The organism is Pirellula sp. SH-Sr6A (assembly GCF_001610875.1).
Taxonomy (GTDB): Bacteria; Planctomycetota; Planctomycetia; order Pirellulales; family Pirellulaceae; genus JBKCUI01.
On record NZ_CP011272.1, the window covers coordinates 5102357 to 5117645 of the forward strand.

Annotated in this window: 12 protein-coding genes; 10 read left to right on the forward strand and 2 right to left on the reverse strand. The window is 54.4% G+C overall.

From position 1 onward, the window contains the following. The first annotated feature begins 157 nt into the window (after window positions 1-157). Genes VN12_RS19880 through VN12_RS19905 form a run of 6 tightly spaced genes read left to right on the forward strand, consistent with a single transcriptional unit; the run spans window position 158 to window position 5745 of the window. On the forward strand, window positions 158-757 hold the full coding sequence (locus tag VN12_RS19880) for an HK97-gp10 family putative phage morphogenesis protein (protein WP_146677734.1): 600 nt from the start codon (window positions 158-160) through the stop codon (window positions 755-757). After that, window positions 758-3016, forward strand: a complete 2259-nt coding sequence (locus VN12_RS19885; protein WP_146678439.1) for a hypothetical protein — start codon at window positions 758-760, stop codon at window positions 3014-3016. Beyond that, entirely contained in the window at window positions 3016-3849 is an 834-nt protein-coding gene (locus VN12_RS19890; protein WP_146678440.1) for a hypothetical protein, read from the forward strand. The genes VN12_RS19885 and VN12_RS19890 overlap by 1 nt, the downstream gene beginning before the upstream one ends. A gap of 6 nt (window positions 3850-3855) precedes the next feature. Then, the gene (locus tag VN12_RS19895; RefSeq protein ID WP_146678441.1) at window positions 3856-4176 is read left to right on the forward strand and encodes a hypothetical protein; all 321 of its coding nucleotides are present in this window, start codon (window positions 3856-3858) and stop codon (window positions 4174-4176) included. Window positions 4177-4180: 4 nt separating this feature from the next. Beyond that, window positions 4181-5371, forward strand: coding sequence for a hypothetical protein (locus tag VN12_RS19900; RefSeq protein WP_146678442.1), 1191 nt, complete (start codon window positions 4181-4183; stop codon window positions 5369-5371). Next, on the forward strand, window positions 5350-5745 hold the full coding sequence (locus VN12_RS19905; RefSeq protein ID WP_146678443.1) for an ERV1/ALR-related protein: 396 nt from the start codon (window positions 5350-5352) through the stop codon (window positions 5743-5745). The genes VN12_RS19900 and VN12_RS19905 overlap by 22 nt, the downstream gene beginning before the upstream one ends. Here the strand turns inward: VN12_RS19905 and VN12_RS19910 are convergent. Together VN12_RS19910 and VN12_RS19915 are read right to left on the reverse strand one after the other, a co-directional pair. Continuing rightward, the gene (locus VN12_RS19910; protein ID WP_146678444.1) at window positions 5719-5997 is read right to left on the reverse strand and encodes a hypothetical protein; all 279 of its coding nucleotides are present in this window, start codon (window positions 5995-5997) and stop codon (window positions 5719-5721) included. The two genes, VN12_RS19905 and VN12_RS19910, sit on opposite strands and share 27 nt — an antisense overlap. Before the next feature lie 165 nt (window positions 5998-6162). Continuing rightward, the gene (locus VN12_RS19915; protein ID WP_146678445.1) at window positions 6163-6681 is read right to left on the reverse strand and encodes a phage integrase family protein; all 519 of its coding nucleotides are present in this window, start codon (window positions 6679-6681) and stop codon (window positions 6163-6165) included. Between the two features lie 803 nt (window positions 6682-7484). Here VN12_RS19915 and VN12_RS19920 point away from each other — a divergent pair. From VN12_RS19920 to VN12_RS19935, 4 genes are all read left to right on the forward strand, one after another. Further along, window positions 7485-8285 (forward strand): hypothetical protein, encoded by an 801-nt coding sequence (locus VN12_RS19920; RefSeq protein ID WP_146678446.1) that lies wholly within the window; start codon window positions 7485-7487, stop codon window positions 8283-8285. A 536-nt stretch (window positions 8286-8821) separates the two neighbouring features. Next, entirely contained in the window at window positions 8822-9502 is a 681-nt protein-coding gene (locus tag VN12_RS19925; RefSeq protein WP_146678447.1) for a hypothetical protein, read from the forward strand. A 1-nt stretch (window position 9503) separates the two neighbouring features. Further along, complete coding sequence (locus tag VN12_RS19930; protein WP_146678448.1) at window positions 9504-12056, forward strand: serine/threonine-protein kinase; 2553 nt, start codon at window positions 9504-9506, stop codon at window positions 12054-12056. Window positions 12057-12170: 114 nt separating this feature from the next. Then, window positions 12171-15272: a PSD1 and planctomycete cytochrome C domain-containing protein gene (locus VN12_RS19935; protein ID WP_146678449.1), complete on the forward strand. Its 3102-nt coding sequence runs from the start codon at window positions 12171-12173 to the stop codon at window positions 15270-15272. Window positions 15273-15289 lie beyond the last annotated feature (17 nt).

Here is a 15289-nt window from a genome sequence, read left to right on the forward strand (position 1 = left end):
ACGATGACTTCGATGATATCTGCGAGGCTTCAGGGATTTAGTTTCCGCGGAAACGATTCCTACTCAGACTCCTTGGAGGCCGTCTCTCTATGTCAACACTTACTCAGGGCGAGACTAGAGGGACGGCTTTCGTGTTTACGATCATCAAGACAAGAGCATGCCTCGCAAAATCACGATGGTTCTGACCGGATCCGAAGAACTCAACAGAAAGCTTGAGGAGCTCACAAGCAAACAAGCAAAGGAAGCAATTCGCAAAGCGGCGAGGCCCGCTCTTCAACCCACGTTGGCTGCCGCACGTGCGAACGCCCCGAAACGATCTGGCAGGCTCCAGCGATCGATCAAGATTCGAGCGATCAAGCGATCGAGGAGTCGCATCGGGGCACGAGTCACCACCGCCAAGAGCGATAACCAATTCAGTGGCAAGACGTTTTATGCGGCTTTCCAAGAGTGGGGATGGAAGACCGGCAGCCGTCGGGGGGAGCTCAACGCTGTCGCTCGCCGAATAGCGAACCAACTCCGACGCGAATCCCGAGCGGCCAAGGGATTGAAGAAGCGTGGTTCAGACTTCCGAGCTCGGCAGGAGAATTACTTCGCGAGCGAGGGAGCTCGCCGAGCTGCTCGACAAAAGATAGCCATCCGGCGACAGATCCCAGCCAAAGAGTTTTTGCGGCGAGCGGCGCGGAGCACGAAGAGCCAGGCATTGAAGCTCTATTCCGACTCCATTCGCACCTACATTCGATCGATCGCGAGGACCTAGATGGCAGTCGTTGAAACGCTAGATATCGTGCTAGGTGCAAAGACCCAGCAAGCGGACTCGGCTCTTCGCGATTCGATCAACGAAACGCGCGCGGTAAAGAGAGAATTCGATTCTCTCTCATCCAGCATGTCCTCATTCGAACCGATCACCGTGGCAGTCACCGCCGGTATTACGGACATGCTAGGTGCGATCCCCGGAGTATCGGCCGGGATTCAAGTGTTCCAAGCGACTGCACAAGCACTTAATGCGGTATTTGCCGCACGGCATGCAGCTGGAGCAGCTCGCATCGAAAAAGCTCTGGAGGGCGTTAAGTCTAAATCCAAGGATGCTGTCCAAGAAATCAAGGTGATGAGGACGGAGCTTGAAAGAGCAGCCGATGCAGCAGACGACATCATCGACGTCGACTTCACCGTGATCAACACCGGTGCGCCCAAAATTGGAGCGGGACGCGGATTGATACCGCGTCCAACTTCTCAAAACAATTCCCTGAAACCTTTTGAAGTTGGGCAGGGGCGATCCCCAGAAGCTCAGAAAGCCTACGAGAGATCAATCGATGAGGCACTCGTAAAGACTGCGACGTATCGGAGTACTTGGACGGCGGCCGGTGGTGCATCTCGTGCCGCCACCGCATTGGGTGCGGCCGGTGCGGCCGCCGTGGCAGCTGGTGTGGGCATCGCCGTCGCAGGGATCGCCGGAATGGCAATCGCCTGGAGCAACGTCAGTGCACAAATGGCCGTCGTCGATGAGATCGCAGACTCTGCGAGCAAACTGGGCATGTCGTTTCGCGACCTTTCAACGATGCGACTCTCGCTCGCTGAGACTTCGGGAATGGATCCTGCTTCGATTGACAACGCGATCCAGAAAATGACCGTTGGGTTGTCTGACGCCGCGAGCAAACAATCGGGAGAACTGTTCGACAAGCTCTCGGCTGCGGGACTCAACGCGGGCGAGCTTTTGAAGATGGGCCCTGCCAAAGCCATGGAAGAGATCATGGCGAAAACCCAGGATCTGCAGAACCCAACCGACCAGCTCGTTCTTGCCTACGAGTTGTTTGGAAAACAGGGAGCTTCTCTGGTATCCAGCCTTCGTGATGGTCCGGAGGCTTTACGCGACATGGCAGACTGGGCCGATCGGACGGGTGTCAATCTGAGCAACGCGCAAGCCGAACAAGTGGGTGCCGCGAACGATGCCTGGGGGAGACTCGAGATGATTGCGACGGGCGCATGGCGGCAAATCGCGGCTGAGTCCTCACCGGTCCTGCAGGTGATCTACGAACAGATCGGTCAGGGGGTGATCAGTTTCAGCGGCTACCTCGACTATCTGCCCAGCATCATCGACAACACCGCCTACTTCGCAGGCGTTCTCTACGACGTTTACGAACTCGTGACCGTCGTCCAGTCGACGATGTATAACATCGTCACCCTGAACTGGTCGGAAGTCGGGAAGGATATTGAATCTGCCTTCACCTTCAACACCGGACGCAAGAACATCGAGGCTATCCAAAAGGCCCGCGATGAGGCTGCCGCGTCCGCAGCCAAGAAGGAAAAGAATCTGACCAACAATGAGAGTCAATTCGCTGCTTACGAAGAACAAAAGCAAAAGGCCAAAGAAGCAGAGGCGGCCGAAGCCGATCTTAGGAAGGAGCAGAAGCGGCAGTCTGATGAGCGACAACGAGCGGCTCAACAAGCCGAAGCGGCCGTAAAGAAGCGATTCGATGCGATCAGGCAGGAAATAGAGATTCAAAAGATTCTTGGCTCGATGTCCGCGAAGCAGGCTGAGGAACGTGAGCAAGAAATTCGCGAACGCGTCGCGCTGCATTCGGAGTTGCGTGAACACGGCATGTTCAACTTCTCTCGAATCGATGCGTTGGCCGATCAAGCGAATGCCCTCAAGAAGCAAAACGAGGAGCGTCAACGATTAGAGTCGAAAGCTTCGGACCTCAATAAGCAATATAACCCCGCGTCTCAATTGCGAGAAACGATGCGTGAACTCATTGGTATGCGGCAACAGGGTTTAATCGGCTCGGATACATTCCGAAAAGCTGCCTTGGACGCTGGGAAAAAGGATATGCCCGACTACAAGGGGGCTGTCAGTGCTCAAGCGGGATCAGTGGAGGCTTATAAGATTCTGCTCGATCGTGAGAACAGTTCTAAATCAGAACAAGTTGCATTGAAGCGTGCTGCAGAAGCTTCCCTAGGTGTGCAACGAGAAATGCTAACCTCAATTCAATCAATCGCAACCGTTGGGAGAGCTCGATAATGGCGACGTTACTCAAGGGGGTTCAAAAAGGTAAAGGTGGATCGATCCGCAAGTCCGGATCGAACATGGTTTACACCGAACGGCACCGGTACATCGTTCTCTCTGATGTGAGGAACGAATCGATTCTTAATGTTCTTTCGACTGCTGGACTTCCAAAGGTGATGGTCTCCACCATTGCCGGTACCGGAGGAAACTGCGTATGCGTAGGCCTCGATCCTAAACAGGACGAAGGTAGCCCATTCACCTGGTTCGTTGACAGCGAGTGGTCGACCGAGTCGGAGAATCAAACAACTTCATCCAATCCGGATCCAACGACTTGGGTCCCACGATACTCGGGCAAGGTCGAGACCTATCCCGAAGTGATTTACAAAGACTTCTCAACGCCACCAAAGCCCTATCTCAATTCGGCAAAGGACAAATTCCCAGAGCCATTGATCGTTCGGAGACCTGTGATCGTCTACGACTTCTTTCAATACGAAGCCCCGACTGTAACCGACGTGCAGATCGGCGATCGCAACGACACTATCAACTCCGCGATCTTCAAGGGCTTCGGTGCCCAGACTCTGAAGCTCACGGTGACTGGGTTCGAACGCGGGTTCTACTTTGGGTTCGACTGCGTACGAATCAATTACTCGGTCGCCTACAAAAAGAACAAGTGGCTCAACACCCCTCTCGACATGGGTTACAGCTACCTCACTTCGACCGGAGAGCGGATCGCAACAGACAAGATCGTTTGCCTAAACTCGGACGGAACAAAGAAGTCCGACAACGCCACACCAGATACGTTGGAGTTCAAAGAATTTCCTGAGATCTCATTCTCCTTCTTACGATAGGCAACCATGAACGCTCGGCCGGAAATCGTCGGATTCAGCCCGTCGGATGCAGACCTACTTCTCGCGATGATCGGAGCAGCTGGCGGACAAGAACTTTCCGTGCAAAGGAGGCCACGCCCCCTGGGTATCAAGTGGGGCTTTACGAAATCGGGAGGGCTGGGGGCAAACACGAGTGGTGCCGTTTTCCTTCAGGAGCCAACAGCAGCTGGCTGGGCAAATCACACCGAGGTCATTGCATGGAACCGCGGCTCTGCCATTGCAGGCAACAAACTTCTAATCCTCATTTCGATCGACAGTCGATGGTGCGCCTTCGAAGTCTGTCCATAACACCATGAAGCTCTTTAAGAAGTGTTGCTCCTGTTGTGATAGCTCCGTCAATCCGGATATTTCGCAAATGAGCTTCTCCAGTTTGGATGGACTCCATCCTGTTTCTTTCTCTGCCACGCCGATACGCGTCGCGAAAAACCAAGTCGCATCGTTTGGAATTACACCGGGGTTTGAAATTGTTCCCCCAAGTTCTGCCAACAATGCGAGTTGCCCTTGGCCATCCACGCCGAGTTCGGACTTCCACAACAGCGGATCGCGGAACATCGGCAGCGACATCGCCGCAAACTGTTGTTGGGCTGCCGTCGCGGTACCTACGACGCCGGTCAGCTCAGCCGGTCAGGAGTATCGGTACCGATGGTCCTTCGAAAGCACGGTTGTGAATGACAAGCTCTGGAGAGCAACCGTCAATCACCTTTGCACGACGGCCGGATTCGAATGGCAGGATTCCACGCGAACCAGCTACTACGACCTAGTGACGAAACGGCATCTCATCGCAAAGAGATACTTGTTCGCCGTGGGCGTCAAAGCATGTTGGGTTGATTCCCAAATCCAGCTGACTGCTCGCGTGTGGTACAAGGACTGGCGGAGGCTTCGCGATTTCTCGTTCTTCCGAGAGCGGTTCATCTCTTCGGGGTCCGCTACATACACCGGCTATCGATCCGATCTAGGCACTTGTGGACTCAAGACCGGGCTCGCAGCAAACGACTTTTGGACATGCGGATCCGGCACGAGGCCCACCGAGCCAGACTGGCTTGATGGAATCAACGTTTCCAATTGTCTCGACTGCAGCACATCGACGGGATTGACGGACTCGACCATCAGTCCACTCAATTGCAATATGGAATTCGCGGATCGAACGATGACTCTCCCCACTGGAGTTTGTTCCATCGCTGGCACTCATGTCTTCGCGAGCGGATTCGGCTCCTCTCCAAAGTACGATGGAAGCTTTGATTGCATCACTAGTTCTCTTCTGCCCTGCACTTGGAGATACCCAACGCCGAAGTGCCCTCTCGGGGTCGATCCCTATCCGGTGTTTCCTGTTCCGATCGACGAAACCAAACCTGTGACGGGGAACGTTGACTTCGATGAGTACGACGAGGTGCAGACAGTCGACACCGCTGAGGACGAATTCGAGTCGGGCGCCCCGTTGGTGATGAATTGGTGGACAGAGCCATGGACAATCACGATCAGCTGAGCATCTCGCGACCTCCCCCATCCGGATGGGTAGGCAGCGAATCAACTAGGAACACGCTCTACTCATTTGAAATAGCACCCGGGTGGGAATCGCTACATCGCATCGCGAGCGAGCTCACCGACTGGAGTCTCATTGCCGCATGGTTTCAAGAATGGGAGCTCCGGTCCGTTCCCTGCGGTGATTGCTGGAAGCATTGGCGCGAACTTAAGCAGACAGATCCACCCCCATTTGGGAATCGACTCGCGTTCTATTGGTGGAGTCATCGAGCCCACAATGCGGTGGCGGATCGGATCGGCAATCCCGTCTGGAGCGAGCAGGATTTCGACGCCGAATATGGAGGCTACGAACTAATGGGGTTCATCGACTCGGAGTGATGTGTCGCCATCCTCGTCCCAGTCTTCGTCGTCGTCTTCGTCGTCCCAGTCTTCGTCGTCGAAGAATTGCTGCTGGAATCCAGCATCCTTAGCCTCTACTCCCATCGACATCTGATTGTAGATCCTGCACCAAAGGTGTCCGATCATCTCGTCAGATGACTTATCAAATGCTTCCCGGTAGTACATGAGTAATTCGAGGCAACGTGCTCGCTCCTGCTCTACCGCTCGTTCTATTTCTTCCTCGGTTGCCATGGTTGCATTCGTTGCTTTCTGAAGGGACGAGATCGAGCACCGTTTCGACATGCCGGTAATTGCCGTATTCGATCGATCGCAGATTGTAGCTCTAAAACAAGCTTTGTATGGATTAAAAAAGGCCAGTCCTACGACTGGCCCTGGGGTTAGTTGTTCGCTCTAAATCTATAGAACTGGGGGCAAAATCACCGTGCATTCTGGGAGCAGACGCGGATCGATGTAGCTCTCCCAAGTGACGCGAGAGTCTTTGTGTCCAGCAAGTTTTTGCCCCATGCCTGGACTTATGGATTCCGCGTAGGTAACCGCCGAACGTCGAAGAAACCGAAAGGTCCCTGATAATCCAGAGTCGGTAAAGCGTTTCTTTGCATCTCGGTAGAACTGTCGGCGATCGGATCTCAACGGCCAAATAAGACTTCGCTTGGGTTGTTCCAGCATGCAACGATCAATCAATTTCATAGTTTGGGGATTGAGATTCGAGATGTGTTCGCGTTGCACCTTGGAGCAAACTAAATTCAGAAGGCCAGATCCTGTGGACGGATCCCGCTCGATCGACTTGTACTCAATGTTTAGAAGGTCGCCGAGTCGGTAGCCAGTATCCCAGGAAGCGGCAAACAGCGACCCCCAATACGACGAGCTCGCAATCCCCTGGGTCCAAATGGAACCATCCGCTAGTGTGTCCGTCATCAGCTTTCTAATTGAGTCAATGTGCCACGCGCGCGGCGCTCGTTTCGGGACCTTTATCTTGCGGCACTCGTCGTAGACAGGACAAAGCCCCTTGTCATACGCCGCCTTCCACAGCACAACGAAACCGCGTCTCCTCGTGTGCTGAGTCGCCGGCGAAATCGGCCGCGACTTCAGCCAATCTACGAATTGGTTTGCGACTGTTTGATTGATCCTCTGGATGTCGTCGCACTTTGTTGCCTGCAAAAACTGCCGGGCGGCTGGCAGGTAGAAGCACTTCTGAGAACTTATTGCGATGCCGAATTCATGGTTTTGAAAGTAGATCTCCGCAAATTCCTCTAGGTTCATTTCACAACTTTCTGGACGTAAAAATGCCCGGTCCTTGGGGAAAATCCGTGCTCATCCAGATTAGGTCACGATTTGGACCTGAGGCAAAAAGCTCTAACCGACAACCATCCTTGGCTTCACCATGAGCTTGAGGGGCTAGTGGGAGCAATCCCTTGGAGGTTCGATTCCTCTCGGCCGCACTATTTTGTTTTATCTTTGGATTGAGATGTTTTCGGTGGGTGTGGCGAGTGAAGAACTCGTTCCCAACTCTGAGAATCGTTCGACGGGATGCTTGAGGATTTCTTCCTCTCCCGTTGGCTAGGAATTGTTCTGAGGAGCCAGCCCGTGAACTGAATTGGTCGGCAGGCTTCTCATTGATTATCGCGAGATTCTGGGTAGGATAACACGCTGGTGAAAAGCGAAGATACGCCTCCTGCCTCAAACCCTCGTTTCTCTCGAATCCAATGTTGGAGCATCTTATGAAGTCATTTCTGTTTGGATCGTTGGCCGTCGCCGGATCCTTGGTAGTGCCCGAAGTAGTCCAAGCGCAAAAGTGGGCAGATATTGAGTTCACGGTTGTCCTGGACGGCAAAGCCCCGGAACCAAAGCTGATCGATGCCAATGCGAAGGACAAATGCAACGCAGATCCTAAGGGCGTTGTGCTCGAGGATCTCGTCGTTAATCCAAAGAACAACGGGATCGCCAACTTGGTATTCACCATCGACACGAGAAAGACCAAGCTCAAGGCGAACGATATCCATCCCGATCTTCGGTCGGTTCCCACCCAGAAGGCAGTATTGGACAATGTGAAGTGCCAATTCATTCCGCACGTGATGGCTGTTCGCGTTGGCCAGACGATCGAAGTCAAGAACTCCGATTCCGTCCCGCACAATGCCAAGTTCTCGTTCTTCGAAAACGATGAAAAGAATCCCGTGATTCCAGCGGGAACCTCGGTCGACATCGCCACCAAGTCGGAGGAGAAAGCGGCGACGAAAGTCGATTGCAATATCCACCCCTGGATGAACGCGTATGTTCTGGTCTACGACCACCCTTACGTCGGTATCAGCGATGCAGACGGAAAGATCAAAATCGAGAAGCTTCCTGCCGGGGTTCCGATCGATTTCAAGCTCTGGCATGAGAGCCAAGACAAATCGATTGAAGAAGTGACCGTGGGGGGCAAGAAAGAGACTTGGAAGCGTGGTTCTACTCAAATGACCCTCAAAGAAGGCAAAAACGATTTGGGCGTCATCAAGATCAGCGTCGATCGCTTCAAGAAGTAGTCCCCCTCCCGCACTGCCCGTCGAACGAAGGCTCCCATTTGGGGGCCTTTTTTTATGCGCGGCTGGAAAGCCATCCAAACAAGGAATGCAAGTCTCTCAGGACCAGAAAACCAGAAATGCAGAGAGTCCATCTACCGGTCCACATTCGTTGAATTGGGTCTGCTAATAGCGCCCTGTTCCGGGGCCCCCGGCTTCCCTCCAGCCCTGAAGAACTGGCTGCACAACCGGCAATCTCCCCGTACTACTTCTTTCGAAGTAGACAGTCTAATGCAGGGGCTCATCGGGGAATTGCCGAAATTTTTCTCCCGGTAAGAATCGCTTCGACTGCATGACGGAAGGTTTCGAATCTGACCGATTTGCGAGGAGCGCCGCCCTTAGCATCCCCCCTTTTGGGTGGTTGGCGGTTTTTCCTAAAATCGGTTTGCGGTTCGGGACCGGTCGAAGCAGACTTGTTGAGAGCATGGAGGCGTCGCCGTTTTGATTCCGGGCCCAGGGCCTGGATACCATTCCACGAAGACCGAACGCTTCTTGAAACCATGGCCAATGTTGACCGTGCATACAATCTAGTCCGACATGAACTTGCCGAAGTAGGTTTGCTCGCCGATGGCGTCTATTTGGATGCTGTCGAGCTTTGTATTTCCAATGAGAAGAGCGGGGGCGAGCGAGGATACGTTTTTGAACGGGTCGGGCACTACGCAGCCCGAGGTTATCGTCCTGGGGTGATTTATCTTCCCCGCGATTTGCCCCATGTCCCGTATAAGCCTGGGATGACTTTGGCGGACACCATACGCCACGAATACGCGCATGCTTGGTACTATTTAGACTCATCCTTCTTTCGCCAGGATTGGTTCCCTCGAACGTTTGGGGCTGCATACAGCAACTGCACGTCGATGCCTTACGACACGTGGCGAAAAGGAGTGAAGAAGGATCCTGTGTATCAGGCTGGGAAGAAACGCCGCAAAACGGAGGCGGCCAAATTGAAGTTTTTCTATGGTTATTTGCTTAGCCAGTTCATCACGGACTACGCGACAACCAATGCGAGCGAAGATTTCGCAGAGACCTTTATGTTCTTCTTGAAGTATCGCAGATCGCTGGAACGTTTTGCCAATCGGCCGGTCGTCTATAAAAAGTTGAAGATGGTCGAGCGAGCCGTTGCGATGGGTTCGCGACGATCGAGACAGTTCCAAGACCGGTCCTATCGAGTGAGAACGGCTTAGCATGGGCAGCTCGAATCGTTCCGATCCAGAGCTGCATCGCGGTGACGAGTCCGAGCTCACTGAAACGCAGATCCACGGAGCGAACCTGCGTCCCCAGGGGGACTTGGATCGGACTGTCATTCGAGCTCGAGTTCCGGTGGGGGATCCAGCACCAGCCAGCGCGCCTCGCGGTACGTTTCGTTTGGCATGGCACGCCGCGGCAGAGGCATTGATTGGCCAGCAGCTTGATCACTTTCGAATCGAATCACTTGTTGGTATCGGCGGAATGGGCGCCGTCTTTCGCGGCGAAGACATTCGGCTTAATCGCGAAGTTGCGATCAAGGCGATTCCAGCAGCGGGTCGCGATCCCGAGGCGATGCGACGTTTTCGATTTGAGGCCCAGTCCGCGGCCAAGTTGGACCACCCCAACATCGCTCGGGTTTACTATGTCGGCGAGACAGCCGAATGGAGTTACATCGTCTTTGAATTCGTCGAAGGGATCAACCTTCGCGAATGGGTGTTGCGTCATGGTCCGATGTCGGTAGACCAGTCCGTCTTCCTGGTGCGGCAGGTCGCGCAAGCGTTGCAGCATGCGAGCGACCGGCAGGTCGTGCACCGAGACATCAAGCCATCGAACATCGTTCTTACCGCCAATGGTCACGCAAAAATAGTCGATATGGGTCTGGCACGCGTGACCGAGATGGATCGTTCGACCAACGATCTCACCGCGAGCGGTGTCACGCTCGGTACGTTCGACTATATCTCACCTGAGCAAGCGCACGATCCCCGCGATGCTGATGTGCGGAGCGATATCTACTCGCTCGGTTGTACTTGGTATTTCCTTTTAACCAGTTCGCCCCCATTTCCAGAAGGAACCGCTCTCCAAAAGCTCTTGATGCACGGGACCAAGATGCCGGAAGACCCGCGGGCCCACCGCCCGGAGTTGAGCGATTCCCTCATCGCGATACTTCGCAAGATGATCGCGAAACGTCCAGGAGATCGATATCAACAACCGGTCGACTTGATCGACGACTTACAGACCCTGGCGATCCTCGAGAACTTGCAATGGACTCGAGACACGGACCCTCGAGAGTTGGTCTCGGAGGGATCGGGGTCTTGGGCCCGTTGGATGCTTCCTCACGCGGTTGCGTTGGCATGCATCGCGGGTGTCATGTTTTGGATGCAAGCGAAGGGGCTTCGAGATGGGCAGTTCGAAATCCCGCGTGTCGTGCTTCCTGAATTGCAATTGATTGATCGCGACATCAATGCTACCGCGAAAGGGGTGGAGAGTTCGACACCGGTGCTCAGCGTTCCGGCGGAATCAGGGAGCATCGTCGTCGATAACCGCTTCAGTCTGGAGCAACTAGAAACCAATCGACAGCTTGCTTCCACGATGGATCAAGCCATGGAGCGAATCAACTTGACGCCAGATGCTACGAAGATCGTATTGCAGTCGACGTCGCTCCGAAGTCTATCCAATTTACGGGGGTTCGGTCGAACGCAGGGCAAGCTGACAATCACGAGCCCTCCTGGACAGCGATGCACGATCGAGGTCGATGTACCCAGCACCGAACTGACCGACTCGAGAGCCTGGATGGACTGTGGCAACAGCCAAGTTCGGATTGTAGGCTGCGACTTCGTCTGGCGTGCCAAAGATGCCCGCCAGGCCTTGTTTCAATGCCGAAGCGGAGGCCAATTGGTTTTGGAGGATTGCAGCATCGCGATCGATGCCAACGCAACGATGAGCGGACTCTCCACTCTCCCCGCTGCAATTCGGTGTGAAGCCAGCCTTCTGCCAGCTTCTCCTAATGACAATTCGGGGTTGATGGCTCCTGCCCAGATCCATGTCCGCAACATTATCCTTTCCGGATTCGGCGATGCATTGCAAGTCGTTGCACCGGTGAGAGCGGAGTGCAAGTGGGAAAATTCCCTATTCGCATTGAGTGGTTCGGTGCTTCAGTTACCTCGCGTTAATGCAACGACGCGCGGCGCGAGCCGCATCGTCATGGATCTACAGAATGTCACGACCTGGACCGCACGTTCCTGGATCAATGCTTCCTGGGTAACTGGAAATACGACTCCGATTCCGGTGACACGAACGGCGCGACAATGCGTGTTCGGTGGCATGGAATCGATTGTGATTTGGGATGTGGCCGCGAGCGAAGACTGGAAGTTTTGGGCAGAATCCAATCAAGGTGAGGATTTGTCCCGATGGCTTGATTTTCGCGGTATCGACAACTGTTACGACGAAGAGGTCACTAAGCAACTCGTGGAAGCTCGACTTCGCAATGGCATGAGCGAACAACTTCCTTTGACCGCCGAATCGAAACTTCTCGCCGAGGAACGCGGTCTCGAGCTTTCGATTCCTTGGAAGAAGCGTCCCGTCGAGGAATCCGCCATTCAGCCCCTGAGCGATGTACTGCAATTCGAACTCTTTGCCAGCAACTTTCCTCGAGGGGCCGATGTGAACCGCCTGCATTCGTTGCGGACAGAAGCCGCTGCACCGTCCGCGTCGTCCACGTCGGTCGATGCACCGAATGGAATTCCAAGTCGTCCGGCTCCCCCTGCGGACTAAACGGGCCTCGACTGGGATTTGACTAGCGAACGAAGCGCGAAGTTCCTTTCAACGGATATACTGGTTATCACAAGACCGCGAATCGCTCCCGCCCCCTACCGATCCAATCTCACCATGATGCAGCGTTCACCCCAAGCCATTCTTGGGAACCTCCTTCTATCGACCCTTTTCTGCTTTGTTTGCATCGCGAGCTCTCCGGCGAGAGGGGACGAGCCGATTGAATTCAATCGCGATATTCGCCCGATTCTTTCGCAAACCTGCTTTCGTTGCCATGGCTTGGATGCCAAAACACGAGAAGCGGGACTGAGACTGGACACGGCGTCGGATGCCTACGCTATCCGGGAAGGGGAATCGGCCGCGATCAAACCGGGAAGCCTGGGAGAGAGCCTCGTTTGGCAAAGGATTATTTCCACGGATCCGGAGTCGGTCATGCCTCCCCCCTCCGCCAATCGTCAGTTGAGCGAAGAGGAAAAGAAGATGTTGGAGAAGTGGATCGCGCAGGGAGCGACCTATCAACAGCATTGGGCGTTCGAACCCTTGAAGAAATCGGATCGCGAAATCGACATCGATCGCGAACTGAACCTCGCCATCGATCAGAATCACTTGCAGAGAAATCCGATCGCCGATGCTGCGACGCGCGTGCGGCGTGTTGCGTTGACATTGACCGGGCTTCCCCCCGATCCTGCCGATGTAACGAGTTTGAGCACCAATCCATCGCGTGCAAACTACGAACGGATTGTGGACAAGTACTTGACCAGTCCTCATTTCGGAGAGGAGATGGCGAAGCATTGGTTGGATCTGGCTCGATACGGAGATACGCACGGACTCCATTTGGACAACGATCGATCGATTTGGGCATACCGAGACTGGGTTGTCCGTGCTTTCAATGCCAATCAGCCTTTTGACCAATTCACAATTGACCAGATTGCGGGTGATTTGCTCCCCAATCCCACCCAAGATCAATGGATCGCAACCGGTTTCAATCGTTGCAATGTTACGACGAGCGAAGGGGGAGCCATCAACGAGGAGTTCTTGTTCCGGTATGCGGTCGATAGAACCAGTACGACAGTGCAGACTTGGTTGGGGCTCACCGCCGGATGCGCAGTATGCCACGATCATAAATACGATCCCCTTTCGACCAAAGAGTTCTACTCGCTCTATGCGTTTTTCTACAATGCAGCCGATCCCGCCATGGATGGGAATATCTCGACGACCGCTCCGTTCAAGCGGCTAATCTCTGCGGAACAGCAGAAGGAACTCGATGCGCTGCAGCAACAAGAAAACACAGAGCGAGAGAAGCTTCTCGAAATTGCCAGAAACTACGAGCGACGGACGCCCATCACCAGCGCAGGAGTGCAGGCTGGCGAGAATCTTCCCCATCGCGCGTCCCAAGTTTGGATCGATGACGAGTTTCCCCTGGAAAGCCGCACTCGCAACACGTCTCGAAATAAAGAGAATTGGCGAATGGAATCCTCGGCTCCCATGGGAGTTCGGTTCTTGAGCCAATCGTTCGGTAATCGATTCGAACAGACGATCTCAGGAGGCTGGCCTGTACTTCAAGTCCCCAAGAATGGGACGCTGCAGTTCTGGGTCAGACTCGATCGATACGAGCCGGCAAGCGCGATCACGGTGTCCGTGAAGGCAGGGAGCAAGTCTGCACGTTGGACTTGGGCCAACTCCCCTGAGGATGCCATGTCGATCGATCGAGGCGCAAAAAGCCCCACAGGGCCCCTTCCTGTTCCTGGAGTCTGGACTCAGCTGTCGGTTTCGCTCAATGACCTACCCGCCGAGGAAGTGCAGGATCTGCACATCGGGCTGTTTGGCGGCAATTGCGATTGGGACGGATTTGTAGCCACCGGAGAGTTTAGCTCTGCCGATGGCAGCGGTTTGGAGACTTGGTGGACAACCCAAAAGAACAAGTCACTTCCATTGGCATTGGGCAAACAGGCCGAGGCAATCAAGCAGGGGGCACAAAGCGATATTGGAAAGGAGCAACGTGCGTCGGTCGAGGAATACTACTTCGCCTACGTCACGGATTCCGTTTCCGATGAACTCAAGGAGCAGCGAGTACGATGGAGGCGAGCGGGAGTTCGACGCCAGATGCTCGAGGACTCCCTGGCAGGTTCGATGGTCTTTGGCGACGTAGCAAAACCGCGGGAAGCCTTTGTGATGACTCGCGGCCAGTACGATCAAAAGGGAGAGCCGGTTGAGCCCGGAACTCCGGCTATCCTGCCAAAACTGGCCAAACAAAAAGATGCACCTCTCAATCGTCTGGATCTTGCTCGGTGGCTGGTCTCCCCTGAGAACCCGCTCACGGCGAGGGTCACCGTGAATCGCTTTTGGCAGCAAGTCTTTGGTGTGGGCCTTGTTAAAACCAGCGACGATTTTGGGACGCAGGGAACGCCTCCGTCACATCCACGTCTGCTGGACGAACTCGCGGTGGACTTCCGAGACCATGGTTGGGATGTCAAACGGTTGATGAAGCAATTGGTGATGACGGAAGCGTTTCAGCGATTCGGGTCCGTAACGCCAGACCAGTTGGCATTGGATCCCGAGAATCGGTATGTCGCGCGAGGACCTCGTTTGAGACTGGATGCCGAGCAACTCCGAGACAATATCTTGGCCGTGTCCGGGTTGCTGAATCCGGAAATGGGAGGGCCTGGATTCAAGACTTATCAACCACCCAACATTTGGGAGCCCGTCGGTTACGGCGATTCCAACACGCGTTACTACGTTCAGGATCACGGCCCCATCCTTTACAAACGGAGTATATACGCGTACTTGAAGAGAACGGCCCCGCCTCCCTTTATGACCAATTTTGACGCTCCCAATCGAGAGCAATTCTGTTCGAGGCGAGAGAGATCCAACACCCCGCTTCAAGCGTTGCAGTTGATGAACGATATTCAGTATCTGGAGGCGGCAAGATACCTTGCGGCGAAGACCATCGAATCCGGGTACCTCCAATCCGAAGAGCAGATTCAGTACGTGGTACACAAGGCATTATTGCGTCCGGCAACCGTTTCGGAATCAAAGACCTTGCTCGATGCCTATCGCCAATTCCGGGAGAGGCTGGCAGCCTCGCCGGAAGACGCGGGCCGGATCGCCCAGTTGGGTGAAAAGCCAAAGAGCGCGACCGCATCGGACCTCGACGTTGCTTCGCTCGCATTGGTCATCAATATCGTTTTCAATTTAGATGAGTTCCTGAATCGGAATTAACAGGAAAACGGAAACGG